Here is a 23,202-nt window from a genome sequence, read left to right on the forward strand (position 1 = left end):
ACAGGCGAACAATTACAGGCGCCCCGGTGTCGCCTGTCACGCTAACGTGTTCTTATTCCGGCATCATGGCTGCAAAGCGCAGGGAAGGTGCGGCCAGTACACCCGCAAGAACCTGTTGTTAGCGCGGGCTGCCGGCATGAACATGGACCGTTCGGGGCCGGTGGTCACCGCAATATCAATAAAGGTACGGCGGCGCCCGCTATCATGGCGGTGGTGGTGCTGCCCACCAGCCACTGGCGGATGCGGGAATGGCCGTAGGCGCCCATTACGATCAGCTCAATGCCATGTTCTCGTTGGTATTGCCGGAGGTTGTATTCCACGTCGCCTTCCAGCCGAGTCGCGGTGACGTCCAGGCCGGCGTTGCGAAGTGTCTGCTCGGCCCATTCCAGCTGGCCTTGATGCTGATAATCCTCGTTCACGATCACCAGGTGGCAATGCAGGCCTTGGAGCAGGGTAGAGGTCGCCAGCATCTCGACACCCTTGCGGGTGGTGGTGCTGCCATCGAAGGCCAGCATTAACTTGCCGGGTGGCTGAAATATCGGGGGAACCAGCAATACCGGTTTGTCGGTGGTGCGAAGCAGCTGCTCCACATGGCTGCCCATGCGTTTGCGATCTACCTTCTGATTGGTGCCCTGGCGGCCCAGCACCAGCAGCTGGCAAAAATCATCATATTGCTCCAACGTTTCCACCAGGCGACCCTGGTGTTGCAGGATACGCGGTGCCGGATAACCGGATTCGACCAGTCGGTCTCGGGCCTGCTCCAGTATGAGTTTGGCTTGTTGCTCGGCCAGACCGATGCGTTTTTTGTCGAGTTCGGTCAGTTCGGCCAGCAGTTTTTCCTGGGCATCAAGGCTGGTGGAGGTGCTCAGATCGACCAGCTGGGAGCGTTCCGGGCTGTTCAGCACATGCAACAATACCAGCGGGGCGGACAGTTGCTGGCTGGCCCATCCCGCATAGTCACAGACACTGGCACTGTAGTCGGAGCCGTCGATACAGGCTAAAACATGGGTACTCATCGCTGCCTTCCTTGTTAACCATCTGATGGTTAACCTTAGCGCAATTGACGAGAACGGCAATTGACCTGTATCAAGGTGTGGGATTGCGCAAGGGTGGGAGCGGCGACCCTGTGGGAGGGGCGCTCTCGCCGCGATGAGATGGGGCACCGCTCATCTCATCGGCCGGGGGCTCCCCACAAAACAGGTGAGATCAGCGCAATACCAGCAAGGGCGCCCTGGCGGCGGCAATCATGGCGGTGGTGGTACTGCCCACCAGCCACTGGCGAATGCGGGAGTGGCCATAGGCGCCCATCACCATCAGATCGATATCATGATCCTGCTGATACTGGCTGAGCACCTTGTCCACATCACCGGCGATAATGCTGGCCGGGGCGGTGATGGCGGCGGATTCCAGGGTGGTTTTGGCCCAGTTCAGTTGCTCCCGGTTATCGTCGGTGTCGGCGCCCACCAGTACCAGGTGGCAGCTGAGCCCCTTGAACAGCGGACTCTGGGCCAGCATTTCGACGCCCTTGCGGGTGGTGGCGCTGCCGTCGAAGGCCAGCATGATGTGCCGCGGCTCCTTGAATTCACCCAGGGTGACCAGTACCGGCCTGTGGACGGCACGGATCACCTGTTCAACATGGCTGCCCAGATGGGCAAAGGCGGAGCCGCTGTCCTCCCCGTGACGGCCCAATACCAGCAGCCGGGTATGGGGCTCAAATTCCACCAGGGTGTCGACCAGCTCACCATGGCGCTGCAGGGTGGTGGGCTCTTTCACGCCATCTTTAACGGCGCGATCCCTGGCCGCTTCCAGCATCAGCCGGCCCTGTTCCTTCGCCAGCCTGGCCCTTTGTTCGTCCAGGCCGGCCAGCTCTTCCAGCAGGTGCTCCTGAGTGCCGAGGCCGATGGTCCCGCTCAGATCGGCCAGATCCGGCTGTTTGGCCCTGTCCAGCACATGGATCAGGGTCAGGGGGGCGTCCAGGCGAAGGCTGGCCCAGCTGGCGAAATCACAGACGGCGCCGGCAAAACCGGAGCCATCGATACATGCCATTACATTGGTGGTCATTATTTTCCCCTTTGTTTAGTGGCCCATCAGCTTTTCTACCGCGTCGGGTTTATTATGCACGGCGAAGCGGTCCACAAGTGTGGCGCTGGCCTCATTCAGACCAACCAGTTCTACCTCTGTTCCTTCCCGGCGCAGCTTGAGCACTACCTTGTCGAGCGAGCTGATGGCGGTGATATCCCAGAAATGGGCGCGGCTCAGATCGATGCGTACCATATCGATGGCCTCCTTGAAGTCGAAGGCGGCGATAAACTGCTCGGATGAGCTGAAGAACACCTGACCCACAACACGGTATTCGCGGGTGCCGCTGTCGGTCAGCTCGGATCCCACGTAGAGGATCTGGCCCACCTTGTTGGCAAAGAACAGGGCGCTGAGCAGTACCCCGACCAGCACACCGTAGGCCAGGTTGTGTGTGAACACCACCACCACTACAGTGGCGACCATCACCACGCTGGAGCTGGTGGGATTGGTGCCCAGGCTGCGCAGGGACTCCCAGCTGAAGGTACCGATGGACACCATGATCATCACCGCCACCAGGGCGGCCATGGGGATCTGCGATACCCAGGGGCCGAGGAATACCACCAGGATCAGCAGTACCACACCGGCCACCAGGGTGGACAGCCGGCCGCGGCCGCCGGACTTTACGTTGATCACAGACTGGCCAATCATGGCACAGCCGGCCATACCGCCGAGCAGTCCGGTGGCAATGTTGGCCAGGCCCTGGCCCTTGCACTCGCGGTTCTTGTCACTCTGGGTGTCGGTCAGATCGTCCACTATGGTCGCGGTCATCATGGATTCAAGCAGACCCACTACGGCCAGTGCCAGCGAGTAGGGGAAGATAATGCCCAGGGTTTCAAGGTTGAGGGGCACCTCGGGCCACAGGAAGACCGGCAGGCTGTCGGGCAGCTCGCCCATATCGCCGACGGTACGGATATCGAGGCCAATCACCAGGGAGACGATGGTCAACACTATGATGCATACCAGCGGCGAGGGCAGCAGTTTGCCGACCACCGGCACCAGCGGCAGCAGATAGATGATGCCGAGGCCGGCGGCGGTCATGGCGTATACATGCCAGGTCACATCGGTCAGCTCGGGCAATTGCGCCATGAAGATCAGGATGGCCAGGGCATTGACGAAGCCGGTTACCACGGAGCGGGATACAAAGCGCATCAGCTCGCCCAGCTTCAGGTAGCCGGCGATGATCTGCAGCAGGCCGCACAGCAGGGTGGCAGCCAGCAGATATTCAAGGCCGTGCTCCTTGACCAGGGTCACCATCAGCAGCGCCATGGCGCCGGTGGCGGCGGAGATCATCCCCGGCCGGCCGCCGGCAAAGGCGATCACCACGGCCATGCTGAAGGACGCATACAGACCGATTTTGGGGTCAACCCCGGCGATGATGGAAAAGGCGATGGCCTCCGGGATCAGGGCCAGGGCCACGACCAGGCCGGCGAGCACGTCCCCTCTGATGTTGAAGAACCAGGTTTGCTTGATACTGGGCAGCATGATTGTTGTTCCAAGTTTGTAGGTAAATAAAAAGCGGTTTCATCACCTTCCGGGCCGAACGACCGGTTCGGGCCAGGGTGATGGTCAGACATGGAAGAAGCGCACGCAGCGGGCGCCGCAGAAGACGACAACAGCGGGAAGTTAAGGCCTGGGCGATGTAGGCGCTTTATCCAAAAATGTCATAAATAGTTAATTTTTTATAAGTTTTGATTGTTCAAGCCGGCGTATTATAGGGAGTATGGTCAGGGGGCACAAGGATGAGACCCGGCAGAAGCTGGACGCTGCTTTCATTGTCCGGAGTCGGGTCTGCCACAGCCCTGCAGGAGCGGGGCTCGTCGCCGGGATATGGCGCTCTGCATCATCCGAGGCGGGGCCGCACCAGGCCCGCAACAAAGCATGGGGGCATGATAATAATTGAATGGTATGAATCTTGCCTGTAGAAATTCAAGACAATCAATTCCTTGAGGACAAAAAATGAATGATATGCGGATATTGGGGAGCCAGTTGCTGCACGGGTTACAGTACCTTGGCTTGATCATAGTGGCACTGGCGACCCTGGTGGCGGTGGGCATCGAGGTCAACACCATGTGGGTGGCGCGGACCGTGACCCTGGCCGATTTGCTGCTGCTGTTTATCTATCTGGAAGTGCTGGCCATGGTGGCCATCTATCTTCAATCGGGCAAGCTGCCGATCCGCATCCCCCTTTATATTTCCATAGTGGCGCTGGCCCGTTACCTGATCCTGGACATGAAGGGCATGGACAACCTGCGCCTGATCGTGGTCGCCGGCGCCGCGCTGGTGTTGGCGCTGACCATACTGGTGATCCGTTTCGGGCACATCCGCTACCCCTACGACAAGGACGAGGGCGGGCACTAAGCGGCATGGTTGAGGGGGAGCGGCAGGCCAGTACAGGCCCGGGGACGGGCCGCCTGCAGGGGATGAACCCACCATTCCTCATTCCCCTCTGTCGTTCAGAGATCGTAGGGTTCCACGCTCGCTCCTTCCAGAGAATAGGAGGCCTGGGCGATATCATGGCTGGCGGCGACGGTGCGCAGGGTACCGGTCACCCAGACCGCATCCCACAGATCATCAACCTTGGCCCCTTTGGGGTAGTTTACATAGACAATCTGGTTGGTCGGGGGCGGCGGTACATGAATACACGCACCAAAATAGGGCACCAGGAAGAAAGTGGTTACCTCCTTGCTGTCGCCTTCGAGCGGGACCACAAAACCGGGCAGGCGCACCTGCTGGCCATCCAGTGCTGAAATGACCTTGCCAACCGGCTGGGAGGGAATGGCAAACTCGTCATCATGATCCACCGCCGGAGGAAGCGGCGGGTTCAGCTGCTCTTCCAGCGGAATAAGATCATCCCACTCCAGGGTTTTGTAATCTTCGGCCCAGGCGGGCGAGAGCACCAGCGCAAGGGTGGCAAACAGCCAGGAAAATCTTGTCATATCTTGATACTCATTCCATCATTCACAGAGTAGCGATAGGCCTGCGCGGCAGGCAGCAGGCCGATGATCATGCCCGCCAGCCAGATAAGCCCCAACAGGCGCCATTCGGTGGCGGTAGGCAGGCCCGGATAGAATAGCAGGCCGTACTGAGCCTGTACCAGCGGCGCGGCCAGGGTCAGGGCAAGATACAGGGCCAGCATGCCCAGCAGTATGCCCAGGCCGGTGAGCACGGCGGCTTCCAGCACCAGCAAGGCAAACAGATGGCGCGGACCGGCCCCCAGCGAGCGCAGTATGGCCAGCTCCCGACGACGGGCCGACAGACCGGCCAGCAGGGTGGTCAGCATCCCCAGCAGGCCGGCGACCACCACAAACAGGGCGATCAGGGCCATGGCCTGCTCCGCCATGGCCATCATGCTCCACAACTCGTGCAGGGCAACGCCGGGCAGAATGGCCGACAGCGGTTCGGCCCGGTAGCTATTGATCGCCCGTTGCAGCTGAAACGCCAGTATCTTGTTGTCCAGCCCCACCAGGAAGGCGGTAATGGCCTGGGGCGTGAGATCGGCGGCACGGGCCTGCTCCTGACTCAGGTTGTGGGTCTGGCGGCCGCTCTGCCAGCCCAGATGAATGGCTTCCAGGCCGTCCAGACGCACGTGTACGGTTCTGTCCACCGGGGTACCGGTCGGGGCCAGTATGCCTACCAGGGTGAAAGGCAAGTCCTCATGTTTACTGAACGAGGTATTGCCGGCACCGTGGGCAATGACCAGCGGTTCATTCAGGCGGTAACCCAGCCGGCGGGCCACATCGGCACCGACCACTGCCTCGAAGGTGTCGGCGAAAGGCCGGCCTTCGGCCAGTTGCAACCGCTGCTGGCGTCCGTAGGCGTAATGGCGGAAATAGTCTTCGCTGGTGCCCAATACCCGAAAGCCCTGGTGGGAATCCCCCAGGGAAAGGGGAATGGTCCAGGCGACGCCTTTCTGCTGCCTGATCTGCTGATAGGAATCCCAGCTGATATTGTTGGTGGGATTACCCAGCCGGAATACCGAATACAGCAGCAGGTTGATCTGGCCCGAGCGGGCGCCAACGATGAGGTCGGTGCCCGAGACGGTGCGGGCAAAACTGTCTTTCAGCTCAACCCGGACTTTTTCCACCCCCACCAGCAGCAGCACACTGATGGCGATGGCCGCCAGGGTCAGCCCGGCGGTAAGTCGGCGCGCCCACAGACTTTTAAATGCCAGCATCAACATAGGTTTACCTTATTCAGCTCGGACAAGGACAGCACCCGGGAAAAGAGTGGCTCAAGATAGGGATCGTGGCTGACAAACACCAGGCTACTGCCCTGCTGCCGGCATTCCGCAAACAGCAGTTCGATAAAGGCTTCCCGGTTATCCGTATCCAGCGCCGAGGTGGGTTCATCGGCAATCACCAGCTCGGGACGCCCTATCAGGGCGCGGGCCGCGGCTACCCTCTGCTGCTGTCCGATGCTCAGGCTGTGCACCGGCTTGGACCACAAGGCACGCGGTAATTGCAGCTCGGTCAACAACCGTGCGGCTTCGACCTCTGCCGGGGCCCGTAATCGGCTGCGCTTGTGGCGTGAAAATATCAGGGCAGCCGTCACGTTTTCCTGCACGGACAAAAAGGGCAACAAATTGAATTGCTGGAAGATGTAGCCCAGGTGATCGGCGCGAAACCGGTCCCGGGCATGACCGCCCAGCCGGGTCAGATCCTGGCCCAGCACGGTGAGCCGGCCGCGACTGGCCGTTTGTATGCCGGCGAGCAAACCCAGCAGGGTGCTCTTGCCGCTGCCGCTCGGCCCCTTGATAAAGACCCGTTCACCGGGATGGACGGTCAGTTGCTCGATATGGAGCAGTTCGGGCTGATCCGGCCAGGCAAAGCGCAGCTCAGCGATATCGATCAGTGCTGTCATGGTTACCAGTTGATGTGGGGGTGTTGCGGCGTCAGGGTACCGGCCACCTGACCATTGGGTACTATACCCTGTATCTCGAGGCGTTCAAGGCTGGGAAAATGGTCAAACAGGGTGACTGCCAGGCCGGTCAGCGCTGTCGGGTTGGCGCAGTGATAATGGTAATGAACCTGAATATCGCTATGACCATGTTCATCATCCCCATTATGGTCTGCGTGGTCTGCGTGGTCTGCGTGGTCTGCGTGGTCTGCGTGGTCTGCGTGGTCTGCGTGGTCTGCGTGGTCTGCGTGGTCTGCATGGTCTGCATGGTCTGCATGGTCTGCATGGTCTGAGTGGTCTGAGTGGTCTGAGTGGTCATCAGTATCCGCCATCTTCACCTTTTCCAACGCACATCTGGCCGTGTCGTTCAGGCTGAACAGGGTGTTGGGCTGGCGTACCTTTGCGAGTGCGCCAGCCAGGGTGGCTTTGTCTTGCTCGGTTTCGGCGGCATGTTCAAAGCCCACTATATCGGCGGCGGGAGCATGCAGTTCCAGTACCAGCTGTTCCCCATCCAGGACAAGGTTGAGTTGGCCAAAGCCGTGCTCATGCACGCCGAGCGGAGGTTGGGCATGCGCGGTGAAGGGTAGCAGTGACAGGGCGACGGCAAGGTATTTCATGGTGGGGTCCGTATTCAGTAAAAAATAAATGTTATGTTATAACGTTGTTTTTAAGGATGTCAAAGTGCTCCCATTTGTTTTTTTAATATATTGATAAGAAAAGATAAATCCTCTCTGCTTGGACTTGCGCCGGGTTCTTTTATACACTGGCGCTCTGTTTCCTCTGCGTCTTGCTTTTATCTATTAACGACCTCCTGGCAGGATAACCCTGCGCTGGCGGGCGAAGCAGGTGCCGCTGCAATTGCAACCCGAACCACTTGGCGCGTCATGCCCCCGTGGTGATGCCGGAGTACCCATGTCTGACCATAAACGAATCGAACCTTATGACGGCGCCGCCGGCGGCTGGGGTGCCCTGGTGTCCACCACCCGGGCCCTGCTCAACAGCAGGCGGCCGCTGGCCAATATCCGCAACCTGCTCAAGGTCAATCAATCGAAGGGGTTCGATTGTCCCGGCTGTGCCTGGGGCGATGCGGCGGGCCATAGCGTCAACTTCTGCGAAAACGGCGCCAAGGCGGTGGCCTGGGAGTCAACCGCCAACCAGGTACGGGCGGACTTTTTCCGGACCAACAAGGTCAGTGCCCTGCGCCGGCAGAGCGACTATTTTCTGGAATACCAGGGCCGCATCGCCGAACCGCTGTGCTATAACCCGGCCACCGACGCCTATGACACCATCAGCTGGCAGGATGCCTTCGAGCTTATCGGCGAAAAGGTAAAGGCGCTGAGCTCGCCCGATGAGCTGTTGCTCTATACCTCGGGCCGGGCCAGCAATGAAGTGGCCTACCTGTATCAGCTGTTCGGCCGCTTTGTCGGCACCAACAACTTTCCCGACTGCTCCAATATGTGCCACGAGGCCAGCGGTGTGGGCCTGGGTCAGAGCATAGGGGTGGGCAAGGGCACAGTTACCCTGGATGATTTCGAGCAGGCCGATGCCATCTTCGTGTTCGGCCAGAATCCGGGCACCAATCATCCGCGCATGTTACACACCCTGAGCCAGGCGGCGAAAAAGGGCGCGGCTATCGTCAGCATCAACAACCTCAAGGAGCGGGGCCTGGAGCGGTTCGACAACCCGCAGGATCCCCGGCACATGCTGACCCGCCGAACTTCTTCCATCAGCTCCCTGTACTTGTGCCCCAGGCTGGGCGGCGACATGGCGCTGGTGCGCGGTATGGTCAAGCAGCTGTGGGCCTGGCAGCAGCAGGGACGTTCGGTATTCGACCGGGATTTTATCGAGCGGCATACTCAGGGGCTGGATGATTACCTGCGGTTGGTGGAGCAGACCGACTGGTCCGAGATCGAGAGCCAGTCCGGCCTGAGCCGGGCGCAGATAGTCGAGGCCGCCGAGGTGTTTGCCGGTGCCAAACGGGTGATCTGCACCTGGGCCATGGGCATTACCCAGCACCGTCATTCAGTCGCCACAGTGCAGGAAATAGTCAACCTGCAACTGCTGGCGGGACATGTCGGCCGTTCCGGTGCCGGCTTGAGTCCGGTGCGTGGTCACAGCAATGTGCAGGGCAACCGCACCGTCGGCATCAACGAGCTGCCGAGCGATGACTTCCTGGATCGGTTGGAGGCCCATTTCGAGCGGCCGATGCCGAGAAAGCACGGCCTGAATACGGTCGAGTCCATCGCCGCCATGGAGCAAGGCACGGCAAAGGCCTTTATCGCCCTGGGCGGCAACTTTGCTGCGGCCGCCCCGGACAGTGCCCGTACCGAGGCGGCATTGGCCAACTGCGAGCTGACCGTGCATATCAGCACCAAGCTCAACCGCAGTCACCTGTGGCCGGGCAAGGCCGGGTTGATCCTGCCCTGCCTGGGCCGCACCGAGCAGGATCTGCAAAACGGCGTGCCCCAGTACATCACGGTGGAAGACTCGTTCAGCATGGTACACGCCTCCCAAGGGATGACGACGCCCAACTCCCCCGAGCAGCGCTCGGAGGTAGCGATAGTGGCGGGCATTGCCGCCGCCGTGCTGGGCGAGGAGCAGTTACCCTGGACTGCACTGGCCGGTAACTATGACCGCATCCGCGAGCTGATCGGCCAAACCATACCGGGGTTTGAACGGATGAATGACCGGCTGTCCACCCCGGGCGGTTTCTATCTGGACAACAGCGCCGCCCGCCGGGAGTGGCAGACCCCGAGCGGAAAGGCAAACTTTATCGGCAGTCCCTTGCCGCAGCAGCGCTTGCCGTTGGAATATTTGGGCCGGCCGGTACAGACCCTGCAGACCCTGCGCGCCCACGATCAGTACAACACCACCGTCTACGGGCTGGACGACAGGTACAGAGGGGTGTACGGCCAGCGCATGGTGCTGTTTATCAACCGGGAGGATATGGCAGATCAGGGTCTGCAAGCCGGGCAGAAGGTCACCCTGCAGTCGGTGTGGTTTGACAACCGGGAGCGCAAGGTCGAAGGCTTTACCCTGGTGCCCTACGACATACCTCGTGGCAACCTGGCCGCCTATTATCCCGAAACCAACCCGCTGGTGCCGCTCGACAGCGTCGGGGAAAACACGGGGACGCCGACGTCGAAATCTGTCGGCGTGGTGTTGATTCCCGAGCAGGAGACCCGGATCCTGTAAACGCCGGACGGGTAACCCCTGTGGGAGCGGTGAGCCCGCCGTTATGTGCTGGCAGGCGACCTGCCATCTTTAATATCGGCCGAGGCCGTGCCGCTCCCCAAAAATCAGGCTATCCGCGGCAATCGCAGCCGATGGCTTTCAAGGCCCTGAGTGAAAGTCTCATTCAGGGCTTTTGTGATATCATGTGCCAGTTCTCACTTTTCCGGGGCACCCGATGCGTATCGTTCTGCTGGTGTTTTCTTTATTGCTGAGCGGTTGTCTGGGTATGCCCAGGGATGTGGAGCCGGTGAAGAGTTTCGAGCTGGACCGTTACCTCGGTACCTGGTACGAAATTGCCCGCCTGGATCATTCTTTCGAGCGGGGGCTGACTCACGTCAGTGCCGACTACAGCCTGCGTGACGACGGCGGGGTGCGGGTACTTAATCGGGGCTTTGATAAGGCGGAAAATACCTGGCGCGAGGCGGAAGGCAAGGCCTATCTGGTGGCCGACCCGCAGCAGGGCCATTTCAAGGTGTCTTTCTTTGGCCCCTTCTACAGCTCTTATGTGGTGTTTGAGCTGGACGAGGCCTATCGGTATGCTTTTGTTTCAGGCTACAACCGCTCCTATCTCTGGCTGCTGGCCAGAACGCCCACCGTCAGCCAGGAAGTTCGAACCCGCTTTATGGTCCGGTCCAAGGCCCTGGGCTTTGATATCGACAGTGTGATTTTTGTGGAGCAGAACTAACCGACCAACGCCCTGGTATCGGGGCCATACCATCGACTCTTGGGGATAATCAATGACCTGGATAATGTACCTGGTGCTCGGCGCCTGTGCCGGCACCATGGCGGGACTGTTTGGCGTGGGCGGCGGCCTGATCATCGTGCCTGTGCTGATCTTCAGCTTTAAATTACAGGTCATCGGCGGGGACGTCATGGCCCATATGGCGGTCGGTACCTCATTGGCCACCATCATTTTTACTTCCATCAGCTCGATTCATGCCCACCACAGCCGCAAGGCCATCGACTGGCCGCTGGTCGTGCTGATGTCGGGCGGCATTGCCGTGGGCGCCTGGCTGGGCGGGTTCACCGCCGACAAGCTTTCGGGCCCCCACCTGCAGATGATCATCGGTATTTTTGCCTGGCTGGTGGCGGCGCAGATGCTGTTCAGCCTGGTGCCCAAGGGCCAGGCCCAACTGCCCGGCAAGCCGGCGCAGGTGGTCGTTGGCGGCTTGATTGGCTGGGCTTCGGGCATTTTCGGTATCGGTGGCGGTTCGCTGACGGTACCCTTTCTTACCTGGAGTTCGGTGCCCATGCAGCGGGCAGTGGCGGCCTCGGCGGCCTGCGGGCTGCCCATTGCGCTGGTGGGTACCGTCAGCTACCTGGTGCATGGTTGGGGGCATGAAGATCTGCCGGCCGAGGCCTGGGGTTACATCTATCTGCCCGCGCTGATCGGGATCGTGCTGACCAGTATTCCCTTTGCCCGTTTCGGCGCCCTGTTGGCCCACCGGTTATCGGCCAAGGTGCTCAAGCGCAGCTTTGCCTGTTTATTGATCTGTATAGGGGCCAAATTCCTGCTGTTTCCAGGTTAGCGGACAATAAACCAGCATTCGCTCGCCGCTCCATTGCAATTGAGGCTCAGTTTGCTAGACTGGCGGCGCTTCGATGGTGACCCCGTTGGTCCTCTCGCATCGATACCTCGTCGACCTGGTCAGGCCCGGAAGGGAGCAGCCAAGGCGAGCGACTCGAGTGCCGGGATGTGGCTGGCGGGCGTCACCTCCAATTTCTCCTTCTATCTTAAGCCGACATGGCCTGTGAGCGTGGCTACAAACCACCAGGCGCAGCGCATCGTGTGCCGGCCGGTCTGAAACAGCCTAAATCAAACCAGTGCTATCGTTCGTTCAGCGACAAGCTGATCCTCGGCCTATTCCTTAGGCTGATACCTGCTTTTCCCCGGCCCCCTTACTAAACCACCGAACATGTCAGCGTGTTGTTCGACAGGAACACGAACAAAACCGCAATCCGTGTCTGATACCCATCCCATTTAACATTCGAACTTTTTGACTGTTATTCCCACCTCGGACAAGAGCCCGCGCGCCCTGAGCTGACGGCGGGCATTAGCGACCTTGATTGTCAATCGCTTGCTTAAGCTGAGAGAAAGATTCATATGAGTTTTATTTTGATAGCGACTATCCTGCTTCACTAACAGGTAAGAAAATCGGCAAGATCGCTTGTAGCGTATCCGGCAGAAATAAACAGCCACGGCTTTTGTATCGGCCCTGACTTCTGCCTCGATAGGTAGGGGGAGTTGTACGGTTATTCAGCTGGTCTGTTGCAGCCGGCGGTTTCGACGGGCATTCAGCGCTGCTTGCTGCTTGCTGCTTGCTGCTTGCCGCTTGGGCGGGGAAATCCTGTTGCCGCTGTTATTCATTGATGAATTTAAACGTTAGGGGAGGCCAGTCATGAAAAGAATATTGCCCGGTTTGTTTTTGTTTGCATTGTATGGTTGTTCCAGTTCAGCTCCGGTTGATGTCGCTCGCGTCACAGAGCAGGGCTGTATTGGCAGCGCGGAATTACCTCAGAACATCGCTTCTCAATTCGAGGTCGCCGAAGACATGCAGCTTTTAAATGAAGCGTTGGGTGAGCCGGAAAAAGGAAAGTTATGTCAGGGGCAGGTATACAAAAGCAAGAAAGATACGCAAGTCATGATTTTTCGAGCATGGAACAGTACCAACCCCAATAGTCAATACGGGAACTGGTGGGCGTTTAATCAGCCCGCCGGCCCTATTTCTGCGTACCGCTCAGACTATGAAATATGCTACCAGTGGTCACCGCTGGATAAAATGGTGGCCTGCACCCTCAAGCCGGAAACAAAGGTGGTGGTGGGCAACGGGCAAAGTGCCAGGTGCTCGGAATACCTGACATATCCGGTCTCGGAAAAACAGCAAATATATATTGTTGATGCCGTTGACTCGGTGGAAAATTGTACTTTCTATGAGGGTGTGATGAGTTGGCAATAGTATTCAGATCTGCGGATTGCCCGCGCCATTGGCCATCGCCCTGACAGGGGGGCCGGCAGTATTTTGCCTATGGCTCCAATCGGCCGTTGGCCCGGCACGCTACCGTGACGAAGGGGGCGGAACATGGAGATCATTTTTTTAGGCACCTCCTCGGGGTCGCCGACCAAGAGCAGGAATGTGTCCGGGGTGGCGTTGAAAAAAACCGGCTCAAAACCCTGGATGCTGGTCGACTGTGGTGAGGGCACCCAGCATCGGCTGTTGCACACGCCCTTGTCGCTGAACAGTTTGCAGGCCATCTGTATCACCCATATGCATGGCGATCATTGTTACGGGCTGCCGGGGCTGCTGGCGAGCGCGGCCATGTCGGGGCGCAGTGCGCCGCTGACCATTGTCGGGCCGGCGGCCCTCCGGGAATGGATTGAGTCCAGCCAGAACGCGACCCGGCTGACCCTTGCTTATCCGCTGCATTTTGTCGATGTCGCCGGGCTGAGCGGCGTGGTTGCCGTGCAAGGCTTCACTATTTCTGCGGTGCCCTTGTCTCATCGTGTACCTTCTTTTGCCTATGTCTTTGTCGAGACGGAGCTGCCACGTAAGCTTGATATCGACAAACTGAAAGAGGACGAAATTGCCCCCGGGCCGCTGTGGGGGCGGTTGCAGCAGGGCGAGGATGTCACATTACCCGATGGCCGCCCTGTCTGCGCGCGAGATTACCTGCTGGAGCTCAGGAAGCCGCGCAAGGTGATCATCTGCGGTGATAACGACAACCCCGCCTTGCTTGCCGAGAGTGTCGGTTCGGCCAATGTGCTGGTGCATGAGGCAACCTTTACCCGGGCCATTGCCGACAAGGTTGGGAGCGGGCCGCAACACAGCTCGGCGATGGCCATAGCGCGGTTCGCGAGCGAGGCTTCGGTCGCCAACCTGATCCTCACCCACTTCAGCCCGCGTTATAAAGACAGTGGCGCCGGTCTGACCATCCGGGATATAGAGCAGGAGGCAAGGGCGCATTACTGCGGCAACCTGTTTCTGGCCCGGGATCTGGATGTATTTCATCTCGACCGGGCGGGCTTGCTTGTCAGGCGATAAGGGTTGGCTGGGTGATGACAGGGCAAACTGGCGGAGCGATAGGCCACGTTCACCATTGTGCTGCATACTTGTCGAAGGAAACCCCCGGCTGGCTGCCGGTGTCGCGTAACATAGTGAGGGGATCATCATGAGTTCGGCTGTTGTTCATCGCGAGGTGCGGTTCAAGGCCGCCGGTGTCGTCCTGGATGGATTTCTGGCGCTGCCCCATCAGTCTCGGGCGCTGGTGCTGTTTGCCCATGGCAGCGGCAGCAGCCGTTTCAGCCCCCGCAACCGGCTGGTGGCGGAGCGGCTTAATGAGGCCGGCATCGGCACCTTGTTATTCGATCTGCTGACTGCAGACGAAAACCTTATCGATGAAGTGACCCGCGAGTTTCGTTTTAATATTCCCCTGCTGGCCCGGCGGTTGAGCGGGGCCATCGATTGGGCAGGCGGCGAGACCGATACCCGGGCGCTGCGCCTCGGCCTGTTCGGATCCAGCACCGGTGCCGCGGCGGCCCTGCTGGCCGCCGCCGATCGCCCCCAGCGGGTGGCGGCCGTGGTATCCAGGGGAGGGCGACCCGATCTCGCCGGCCCGGCCCTGTCGAAGGTGCAGGCTTCAACTCTGTTGATTGTCGGTGGAGAGGATCACCAGGTGCTCACCCTCAATCGGGAGGCGGCTCAGCAGATGACGGCCATGTTCAGGCTGGAGACGGTGCCGGGTGCCAGCCACCTGTTTGAAGAGCCGGGCACCCTGGATGCGGTGATCCGGCTGGCCATCGATTGGTTTGATCGTTATCTGCACGAGGATTGAGCAGCCATGCTGCCAGGGTCAGTCGACAGTGCTGCAAAGCCATGTACCGACCGATGGCCTGCTGCTCACCGGGCAGGATATTGCTTTAATGCGGAATCGACGCTCGGGCCCCCATGCTGACGGTGCCCGAGCGGCCAAGCGTTATGGATCAGACGAGATCGAACCTGTCGGCATTCATCACCTTGTTCCAGGCGGTGACAAAGTCTCGCACGAATTTCTCCTTGGCGTCGTGCTGGGCATACACTTCTGACACTGCGCGCAACTGGGAGTTGGAGCCGAATACCAGGTCGACGCGCGTTGCCGTCCATTTTACATTCCCCGTGATGCGGTCACGTCCTTCAAACACATCTATCTCATCGGCGGTGGGCTGCCACACTGTGTTCATGTCGAGCAGGTTAATGAAGAAATCGTTGTTGAGCGTCCCGGGATGGTGGGTGAACACCCCATGCTGTGCCTGTTTGTAGTTGGCATCCAGTACCCGCAACCCTCCGACCAACACCGTCATTTCCGTGGCACTCAACTGCAGCAGTTGCGCCTTGTCCACCAGCATTTCTTCGTCCGACACGGTGAACCTGGTGCGTCGATAGTTACGAAAACCGTCGGCTTCCGGCTTGAGCGGTACGAAGGCATCAATGTCGGTCTGGTCTTGAGAGGCATCGGTGCGGCCGGGAGCGAAGGGCACCTCGATGGGATGTCCCGCGTCTTTTGCGGCCTGTTCGATGGCGGCCGCGCCTCCCAATACGATGAGATCCGCCAGCGAGACTTTCTTGTTGCCGGCCTGGGCCTGATTGAACTCGCTCTGAATGCCTGCCAGCACCTTCAGTACCTTCGCCAGTCGCACCGGCTGGTTCACTTCCCAGTCTTTCTGGGGCGTCAGGCGAATACGGGCACCGTTGGCGCCGCCGCGTTTGTCGGAGCCGCGAAAGGTGGAGGCCGAGGCCCAGGCGGTGGACACCAGTTCGGAGACCGTCAGACCGGCAGTCAGCAGCCTGCCCTTGAGCTCGGCAATGTCCTGCTTGGTGACCAGCTCATGGTCAACTGCCGGCACCGGATCCTGCCAGATCAGCGCTTCTTTCGGTACCTCCGGGCCCAGATAGCGCGAGACCGGGCCCATATCGCGGTGGGTCAGCTTGTACCAGGCACGGGCAAAGGCATCGGCGAACTCGTCCGGGTTGGCATGAAAGTGCTTGGAGATCTTGCGGTATTCAGGGTCTTCCCGCATCGCCATATCCGCCGTGGACATCATGGGCGCATGGCGCTTGTTCGGGTTGTGGGCATCCGGTACCGTGTCTTTGGCTGCGGGGTCTTTCGGCGTCCACTGGTGGGCACCGGCCGGGCTTTTGGTCAGTTCCCATTCATAGCCGAACAGGGTGTCGAAGTAGCTCATGTCCCATTGGGTTGGGGTTGGTGTCCAGGCGCCTTCCAGGCCACTGGTAATGGTGTCTTCCCCCTTGCCGGTGCCCATGCTGTTGATCCAGCCGAGACCCATGGTGTCGAGGGGGGCGGCTTCCGGCTCTGGTCCCAGGTGAGACGGATCGCCGGCGCCGTGGGTTTTGCCGAAAGTATGCCCCCCGGCGGTGAGCGCCACTGTCTCGTAGTCGTTCATCGCCATGCGCGCAAAGGTTTCACGAATGTCGCGGGCTGAGCCGAGCGGATCGGGTTTGCCGTCCGGTCCTTCCGGATTGACGTAAATAAGACCCATCTGCACGGCGGCGAGTGGGTTCTCGAGTTGGTTGTCTGTATAGCGGCTGTTGGGTTGGTCGCTGGTGGCCAGCCATTCCTGCTCGGCGCCCCAGTAGATATGTTCTTCCGGCTCCCAGATGTCTTCACGACCACCGGCAAACCCGAAGGTCTTGAAACCCATGGACTCCAGCGCCACGTTGCCGGTCAGGATCAGCAGATCGGCCCAGGAGATGTTGTTTCCGTATTTCTGTTTGATGGGCCACAGCAGGCGGCGGGCCTTGTCGAGGTTGCCGTTGTCGGGCCAGCTGTTGAGCGGGGCGAAACGTTGCGCGCCGGAACCGGCGCCACCACGGCCGTCGCCGATGCGGTAGGTGCCGGCGCTGTGCCAGGCCATACGGATGAAGAAAGGGCCGTAATGACCATAGTCGGCCGGCCACCAGTCCTGGGAGTCGGTCATCAGCGCGTGCAGGTCTTTTTTAATTGCCGCCAGGTCGAGGTTCTTGAAGGCCGTGGCGTAGTCGAAGTCTTTGCCCAGGGGGTTAAGCTCGGCGGTGTTCTGGTGAAGCACCCTGAGGTTCAGCTGGTTCGGCCACCAGTGAAGGTTGGCCGTGCCCTTGTCACTCAGCCGGGTACGAGAGCCGTGCATGACCGGGCATTTGCCGGTGCTGCCTGTGTCCTGTTTATTGTCGTTCATATCCTTCTCCAGTGTTGGTGATGCTCATTGAACTGCTCGGCAAAACAGACGACGGGACACCGCTGACCGGTGCAGACACCGGCTTGTCTCCGCCTTGTATTGATAGGTATACCAGTCTCATTACATGGATTTAAATTGCTTGTTCTTATGAGTGCGATAGTTTTTGTGTATGGCCAATTCTTGGCGTGGATATGTTCAACCAACGGTATGAGGACCATATGATTGACCGTCAGTATCTGGAAAGACCCACCAGGGATGCCATGCGCGCACTCCCCGAGTTTAGCGGACTGTCAGTGGAGCACATTCATCTGGTGCGGAGTCCGGCGGAGGTAAGCTTTGCGTACGAGCAGTTGAGCCGGTGTACCCACGTTGGTTTCGATACCGAGAGCAAGCCGACCTTCAGGGCAGGGGAGTCCGGTACCGGCCCGCATCTGGTGCAGCTGGCCACCCCCGAACACGCCTTTCTGTTTAGTGCCGGGCACGCGCCGGGCCATGCATTGCTGGCCGAGATTGTTCAGTCGGAGCGGGTCGTCAAGGTCGGCTTCGGGCTCAAGTCGGATCGGGGGCCTGTACGACGCAAGTTCGGGGTTGAGCTGCATGCCACCATGGAACTGGCGGGGGCGGTCAAGCGATTGGGCTACCGGCAACAGGTCGGATTGCAGGCCGCGGTGGCGATTGTGCTGGGAGAATTCCTGCCCAAATCCAGAAAGCTGACGCTTTCAAACTGGGCAGCGGAGTCGTTGTCTTCCGCCCAGCAGCGTTATGCCGCCAATGATGCCTATGCCAGCCTGCGCGTGTACCAGGCATTGGCCAGGATGGCGCCACAGTTGCTAACCCTGGCCTGAATCATTATGCCAACATGCATAGATGATGAACGCTGCCTCACCAGATGCGGCAGCGTTATGCCGGTTGTTACAGGGCCAGGGGATGCCGATGCCATTTTATGTATGGCTGGGAAGATAGCCGCAGAAACCGGCATCGGTGTCGGACACGGTACTCGCACCGGCTGGATCTCCACCTGCATGGAGATGAGGTCCCGGAACAGGGCTAGACTTCATGAAAGAGCGTACGAGCGAAGTGGTACCAGTCTCAAACACCTGCAAACGGACAACGCGCTTGGGCTTTGACATCATCAGTGAGCCAGGTCAACCCGGTACCGGCCTGATAGGTTATCGGCAAGTACCTGACCATGGTCCGAATGGCGGCCTGGTGACGGATATGCCAGGGGCGCAGCGAGCGGCCGGGACCACCCATCCCTGAAACGAATGTTACGTATTACCCGGTTGGCAAGCATGCTGGAGTGCCGGAACCGGTGGTTATTGGCCCGCGCCTGAAAGGATAAGCTGCCGGATCTGGTTGTGGACCACAAAAACCGCCGGGTACCGCATCGGCGAGGTATCACGGAGCTCCCCCGGGCCAATGGAGAGGGCAATATGCTAAGACACTTACTATGGGCCGGCGTGGGCATCATCGTCGTGCTGCCGATCGTCGGCGGCCTGATGGCCATCAAGCTGTTCCAGTTTGAGGCGATGGAGGCGGCCGGCGCGCAACAGCAGATGCCGCCGGAGCCGGTCAATGTCATTGCGGTGCGCGAAGCTAGCTGGCAGCCTAGCATTGCGGCGGTCGGCTCTGTGGTGGCCGTCCAGGGGACGCTTATCCGCACCGAAGCCGAAGGCATGGTACGTGACATTGTTTTCAAAGCGGGTGCCCGGGTGAAGACCGGCGAACCGCTGGTGCGCCTGGATGTCGAGGTTGAGCAGGCCCAGTTGCGTGAGGCACAGGCCGCCGCCGCCCTGACCCGGCTTTCCTTCGGACGGGGGCAGCAACTTCGCAAGAGCCAGAGCATTTCCCAGGGAGAACTCGACACGCTCGAAGCCAATATGAAGCAGGCCGACGCCCAGGTTGATTTCTTCCGCGCCCTTATCGACAAGAAAACCCTGCGTGCGCCCTTCGCCGGCCGGCTCGGCATCCGCCAGATTAGTCTGGGTCAGTTCCTCGACAAGGGCAGCCCTGTGGTGTCGCTGCAATCGCTCGATCCCGTGTATGTGGAGTTTTCCCTGCCGCAACAGCGGCTGGGTGAGCTGACCGAAGGACTGCAAGTAACGGCATCGTCCGATGCCTATCCGGGGCAGACGTTCGCAGGCAGGGTAACGGCGTTCAATCCGGAGATAGACCCGGTTACCCGCAGTGTCCGTGTCCAGGCGACCCTGGCCAATGCCGACGGCCGCCTGCGGCCCGGCATGTTTGTTACGGTTGCCATGCTGGCCGCGCGCCTGGAGACGGTGCTGCTGATCCCGTTGACGGCGGTGCAGCACGGACCCTATGGCGATACGGTCTTTGTGGTAGAAGAGGGGGAGTCGGAACAGGACGGCACGCCGCTGGTGGTCCGCCAACAGCCGGTGCGTCTCGGCGCCCGGCGGGGTGACTTCGTGGTGGTGACCGAGGGGGTCGCGGCGGGTGAGCAGCTGGTGTCCACCGGGGTGTTCAAGTTGCGTCCGGGCATGGTCGTGGTCATCGACAACAGCCTGGCTCCGGAATTCAAACTGGATCCCTGGCCCGACAACAGCTGAACCGGGTGTGAGGAGCGAGCGTATTCATGAAGGCCTTTACCGATCTCTTCGTTCACCGCCCGGTGCTGGCGCTGGTGGTCAATATCGTTATCGTTATCGCCGGCCTGCAGGCCTGGTGGTCGCTCAGTGTTCGCCAATATCCCCAAAGCGAGAATGCCGCCGTTATTGTCGCAACCCCCTATGTCGGCGCCAGCGCCGAGGTGGTGCGTGGCTTTATTACCACCGCCATCGAGGGCGCCATTGCCTCCGCCGACGGCATCGACTACGTGGAGTCGAAGAGCCTGCTCGGCCTGTCGCTGGTGACCGCGCGGCTCAAGCTCAACTACGAACCGACCAGGGCGCTGGCCGATATCACCGCCAAGGTCAATCAGGTGCGCAATGAGCTGCCGGCGGAGGCGGAAGTGCCGTCGATCAGTGTACAGTCGGCGGATTCCGAGTTTGCGTCCGCCTACCTGAGTTTTTCCTCCGAACGCCTTTCCCAGAGCGAAATCACCGATTACCTGGTGCGAGTGGTGCAGCCCCGGCTGGCGGCACTGGCGGGGGTGCAGCGCGCCGAAATTTTCGGAGCCCGTACCTTTGCCATGCGCGTCTGGCTCAAGCCGCAGCAAATGGCGGCGTTGAACATCAGCCCGGCCGAGGTCCGCGCTGCCCTGGCGGCGAATAATTTCCTGGCGGCGGTGGGCAGTACCAAGGGCGCGCTGGTGCAGGTCTACCTCACCGCCAACACCGACCTGCACACGGCGGAACAGTTCCGGCAACTGGTGATCCGCCGGGAAAAAGATACCCTGGTGCGGTTGCAGCAGGTGGCCGAGGTGGAGCTGGGTGCCGAGGACTATGACACCGAGGTGAGCTTCAACGGCCAGACCGCGGTATTCATGGGCATATTCCCGCTGCCCAACACCAATACCATCGAAGTGATTCAGGGGGTTCGGGCGGATCTGGACGCGCTCGCCCAGGATCTGCCGGACGGGCTGGAGGCGCGGCTGGGTTACGATGCCTCCGAATATATCGACAACGCCATCCATGAGGTGGTAAGCACCCTGACCGATACCCTGACCATAGTGGTGGTGGTCATCTTCCTGTTTCTCGGCTCGTTTCGATCGGTACTGGTGCCGGTGGTGGCCATCCCCGTGTCGCTTGTCGGCGCCATCTTCCTGATGCAGGCTTTCGGCTTCACCCTTAACCTGCTGACGCTGCTGGCCATAGTGCTGTCGGTCGGCCTGGTGGTGGACGATGCCATCGTGGTGGTGGAAAACGTCGAACGCCACCTGCGGGAGGGGCGTACACCGCGCGATGCGGCACTGGTCGGGGCACGAGAGCTGATTGGCCCTGTGATTGCCATGACCATTACCCTGGCCGCCGTCTATACCCCCATCGGCCTGCAGGGGGGGCTGACCGGCTCGCTGTTTCGCGAGTTCGCCCTGACCCTGGCCGGCGCCGTGACCATTTCCGGCATAGTGGCGCTGACCCTGTCACCCATGATGAGCGCCAGCTTGTTGCGCAGCGCCGAGCGGGAAGAGCGCGGGTTCACCGGCTGGGTTAACCACAGGTTCGATCGCTTGCGCCTGACCTACGGCCGCTGGCTGGCGCGTATTCTCAAGGGCCGGCCGGCGGTCTATGCCCTGTGGGCCGTGCTGACCCTGCTGGTGGGACCCATGTATCTGTTTTCGCCCAAGGAGCTGGCGCCACTCGAGGATCAGGGCTTTATGTTCGGCATTATCAATAACGCGGCCAATGCCTCGGCGGATCAGAAAATCCATTTCGGCCGGGCGGCGGAGCAGGTTTTCCTGTCGGCACCCGAGCGGGAACTGACCTTCCAGATCCTGTTGTCGCCCTCGGATCCGTTTGCAGCGGCCCTGGGCGTGGGCGGCTTCAGCGGCATGGTAGTCAAGCCATGGGATCAGCGCAGCCGTGCAATCCGGGAGATAGTCCCCGAGATGCAGGCCGGGCTGTCGGCCATTCCCGGTCTGCAGGTGTTCGCCAGCCAGCCGGCGGCGTTGCCCGGAGGCAGTAATTTCCCGGTGGAGTTCATCATTGCCTCCACCGCCGAGCCGCAGCAGATGCTGGTTTATGCCGAACAATTGCAGCAGAAGGCGATGGAAAGCGGCGTCTTCTATTTTCCGCCGGAGATCGATCTGAAGATCGATCAGCCCCAATCGGAAATCGTACTCGACTACCAGAAGCTGGCCGCCCTCGGGCTGACCCATAGGCAGGTGGGGGCCGATCTGGGTGCGGCCCTGGGGGGTAACTATGTCAACCGTTTCAACATCCAGGGCCGCGCCTACAAGGTGATCCCCCAGCTTGAGCGGGGCGAGCGGCTCAACCCGGAGCAGCTGACGGATATCTATGTGACCGGACCGGGTGGGCGTTTGATCCCGCTTAGTGCTATCGCCACCCTTAACAACAGCACGGTGCCGCGTTCCCTCAACCGCTTCCAGCAACTCAATGCCATCAAGCTGTCGGGCATGACGCCCCGGCTGGACGAGGGGCTCAGGGTATTGGAGGCGGCCGCACGCGAGATCTTGCCGGCGGATTACACCATTAACTACACCGGCGAGTCACGGCAGCTGCGCACCGAAGGCGGCAAGTTCCTGCCGGCCCTGGGGCTGGCGATTATGATGATCTTCCTGGTGCTGGCGGTACAGTTCAATTCCTTCCGCGATCCCCTGGTGATCCTGCTGGGCTCGGTGCCGCTGGCGATGTTCGGGGCGCTGATCTTCACCGTGTTGAAGATGCCCAATCCGGACTTGCCCTACTGGACCGACGGCTGGACCACTACCCTGAATATCTACGCCCAGGTCGGGCTGGTGACCCTGGTCGGGCTGGTGTCCAAGAACGGCATCCTGATCGTCGAGTTTGCCAACAAGCTCCAGCAACAGGGCCATGACAAGCTGGCGGCCATCGAGGAAGCGGCCATGACCCGCTTCCGCCCGGTGCTGATGACCTCGGTGGCCACGGTGGCGGGGCACTTCCCGTTGATCCTGGTCGACGGCCCGGGCGCTGCGGCGCGTAACTCCATCGGCCTGGTGCTGGTGGGCGGCATGGCCATCGGAACCCTCTTTACCCTGTTCGTGGTGCCCTCGCTCTATATGCTGATCGCCCGGCAGCATGGCCAAACGGACTAAGCCGAAAGACTGGAGTGGTAAACGGCAGGAGAGAATCCGGCAGATGCCCTGTAGGAGGCGCGACCTCGTGGCGATGGTGGAAAGCACCAGG

At 60.4% G+C, this 23,202-nt stretch carries 18 protein-coding genes and 1 other RNA gene; 11 read left to right on the forward strand and 8 right to left on the reverse strand.

What is annotated here, in order from left to right; translation table 11 throughout:
- Positions 1 to 164: 164 nt before the first annotated feature.
- The 3 genes from DCS96_RS03560 to DCS96_RS03570 all read right to left on the reverse strand — a co-directional run bounded on the left by DCS96_RS03560 (position 165) and on the right by DCS96_RS03570 (position 3,561).
- Positions 165 to 1,016 carry a universal stress protein gene (locus DCS96_RS03560; protein WP_116472967.1) on the reverse strand — a complete coding sequence of 284 codons (852 nt, stop codon included), beginning with the start codon at positions 1,014 to 1,016 and terminating at the stop codon, positions 165 to 167.
- Positions 1,017 to 1,206: 190 nt separating this feature from the next.
- The gene (locus tag DCS96_RS03565; RefSeq protein WP_116472968.1) at positions 1,207 to 2,061 is read right to left on the reverse strand and encodes a universal stress protein; all 855 of its coding nucleotides are present in this window, start codon (positions 2,059 to 2,061) and stop codon (positions 1,207 to 1,209) included.
- Between the two features lie 15 nt (positions 2,062 to 2,076).
- Complete coding sequence (locus tag DCS96_RS03570) at positions 2,077 to 3,561, reverse strand: SulP family inorganic anion transporter (protein ID WP_116472969.1); 1,485 nt, start codon at positions 3,559 to 3,561, stop codon at positions 2,077 to 2,079.
- A 474-nt stretch (positions 3,562 to 4,035) separates the two neighbouring features.
- On the opposite strand from DCS96_RS03570, the gene DCS96_RS03575 reads away from it, so the two are divergent.
- Complete coding sequence (locus DCS96_RS03575; protein WP_116472970.1) at positions 4,036 to 4,437, forward strand: phosphate-starvation-inducible protein PsiE; 402 nt, start codon at positions 4,036 to 4,038, stop codon at positions 4,435 to 4,437.
- Positions 4,438 to 4,532: 95 nt separating this feature from the next.
- Here the strand turns inward: DCS96_RS03575 and DCS96_RS03580 are convergent, their stop codons facing one another.
- The 4 genes from DCS96_RS03580 to DCS96_RS03595 are packed head-to-tail and all read right to left on the reverse strand — an operon-like array spanning position 4,533 to position 7,592.
- On the reverse strand, positions 4,533 to 5,015 hold the full coding sequence (locus DCS96_RS03580) for a DUF3299 domain-containing protein (protein ID WP_116472971.1): 483 nt from the start codon (positions 5,013 to 5,015) through the stop codon (positions 4,533 to 4,535).
- Positions 5,012 to 6,259, reverse strand: a complete 1,248-nt coding sequence (locus DCS96_RS03585) for an ABC transporter permease (RefSeq protein WP_116472972.1) — start codon at positions 6,257 to 6,259, stop codon at positions 5,012 to 5,014. The genes DCS96_RS03580 and DCS96_RS03585 overlap by 4 nt, the downstream gene beginning before the upstream one ends.
- A complete protein-coding gene (locus DCS96_RS03590) occupies positions 6,253 to 6,939 on the reverse strand; it encodes an ABC transporter ATP-binding protein (protein WP_116472973.1) in 687 nt (228 codons plus the stop codon). Before DCS96_RS03590 ends, DCS96_RS03585 begins: the two co-directional genes overlap by 7 nt.
- 2 nt (positions 6,940 to 6,941) lie before the next feature.
- Positions 6,942 to 7,592 (reverse strand): DUF2796 domain-containing protein, encoded by a 651-nt coding sequence (locus tag DCS96_RS03595; RefSeq protein WP_116472974.1) that lies wholly within the window; start codon positions 7,590 to 7,592, stop codon positions 6,942 to 6,944.
- A 295-nt stretch (positions 7,593 to 7,887) separates the two neighbouring features.
- Between DCS96_RS03595 and DCS96_RS03600 the strand changes: the two genes are divergently transcribed.
- The 7 genes from DCS96_RS03600 (at position 7,888) to DCS96_RS03630 (ending at position 15,039) form a co-directional block, all read left to right on the forward strand.
- Complete coding sequence (locus DCS96_RS03600) at positions 7,888 to 10,170, forward strand: FdhF/YdeP family oxidoreductase (protein ID WP_116472975.1); 2,283 nt, start codon at positions 7,888 to 7,890, stop codon at positions 10,168 to 10,170.
- A 214-nt stretch (positions 10,171 to 10,384) separates the two neighbouring features.
- Positions 10,385 to 10,894, forward strand: a complete 510-nt coding sequence (locus DCS96_RS03605) for a lipocalin family protein (protein WP_116472976.1) — start codon at positions 10,385 to 10,387, stop codon at positions 10,892 to 10,894.
- A gap of 52 nt (positions 10,895 to 10,946) precedes the next feature.
- Positions 10,947 to 11,738: a sulfite exporter TauE/SafE family protein gene (locus tag DCS96_RS03610; RefSeq protein WP_116472977.1), complete on the forward strand. Its 792-nt coding sequence runs from the start codon at positions 10,947 to 10,949 to the stop codon at positions 11,736 to 11,738.
- 83 nt (positions 11,739 to 11,821) lie between these two features.
- An RNA gene (gene ffs / locus DCS96_RS03615) (signal recognition particle sRNA small type) lies at positions 11,822 to 11,918 on the forward strand.
- 690 nt (positions 11,919 to 12,608) lie between these two features.
- Positions 12,609 to 13,166: a hypothetical protein gene (locus tag DCS96_RS03620; RefSeq protein WP_116472978.1), complete on the forward strand. Its 558-nt coding sequence runs from the start codon at positions 12,609 to 12,611 to the stop codon at positions 13,164 to 13,166.
- 123 nt (positions 13,167 to 13,289) lie between these two features.
- Positions 13,290 to 14,249, forward strand: a complete 960-nt coding sequence (locus tag DCS96_RS03625; protein WP_116472979.1) for a ribonuclease Z — start codon at positions 13,290 to 13,292, stop codon at positions 14,247 to 14,249.
- 127 nt (positions 14,250 to 14,376) lie between these two features.
- Positions 14,377 to 15,039 (forward strand): dienelactone hydrolase family protein, encoded by a 663-nt coding sequence (locus tag DCS96_RS03630; RefSeq protein ID WP_116472980.1) that lies wholly within the window; start codon positions 14,377 to 14,379, stop codon positions 15,037 to 15,039.
- 148 nt (positions 15,040 to 15,187) lie between these two features.
- On the opposite strand, the gene katG is transcribed toward DCS96_RS03630, so the two are convergent.
- Positions 15,188 to 17,416, reverse strand: coding sequence for a catalase/peroxidase HPI (katG, locus tag DCS96_RS03635; RefSeq protein WP_116472981.1), 2,229 nt, complete (start codon positions 17,414 to 17,416; stop codon positions 15,188 to 15,190).
- Positions 17,417 to 17,634: 218 nt separating this feature from the next.
- On the opposite strand from katG, the gene DCS96_RS03640 reads away from it, so the two are divergent.
- The 3 genes from DCS96_RS03640 to DCS96_RS03650 all read left to right on the forward strand — a co-directional run bounded on the left by DCS96_RS03640 (position 17,635) and on the right by DCS96_RS03650 (position 23,111).
- A complete protein-coding gene (locus DCS96_RS03640) occupies positions 17,635 to 18,261 on the forward strand; it encodes a 3'-5' exonuclease (RefSeq protein WP_157953567.1) in 627 nt (208 codons plus the stop codon).
- Between the two features lie 588 nt (positions 18,262 to 18,849).
- Positions 18,850 to 19,986 (forward strand): efflux RND transporter periplasmic adaptor subunit, encoded by a 1,137-nt coding sequence (locus DCS96_RS03645; RefSeq protein WP_116472983.1) that lies wholly within the window; start codon positions 18,850 to 18,852, stop codon positions 19,984 to 19,986.
- Between the two features lie 26 nt (positions 19,987 to 20,012).
- Positions 20,013 to 23,111: an efflux RND transporter permease subunit gene (locus DCS96_RS03650; RefSeq protein ID WP_116472984.1), complete on the forward strand. Its 3,099-nt coding sequence runs from the start codon at positions 20,013 to 20,015 to the stop codon at positions 23,109 to 23,111.
- Positions 23,112 to 23,202: the final 91 nt, after the last annotated feature.

Source organism: Zobellella maritima (genome assembly GCF_003075035.1).
GTDB classification, from domain to species: domain Bacteria; phylum Pseudomonadota; class Gammaproteobacteria; order Enterobacterales; family Aeromonadaceae; genus Oceanimonas; species Oceanimonas maritima.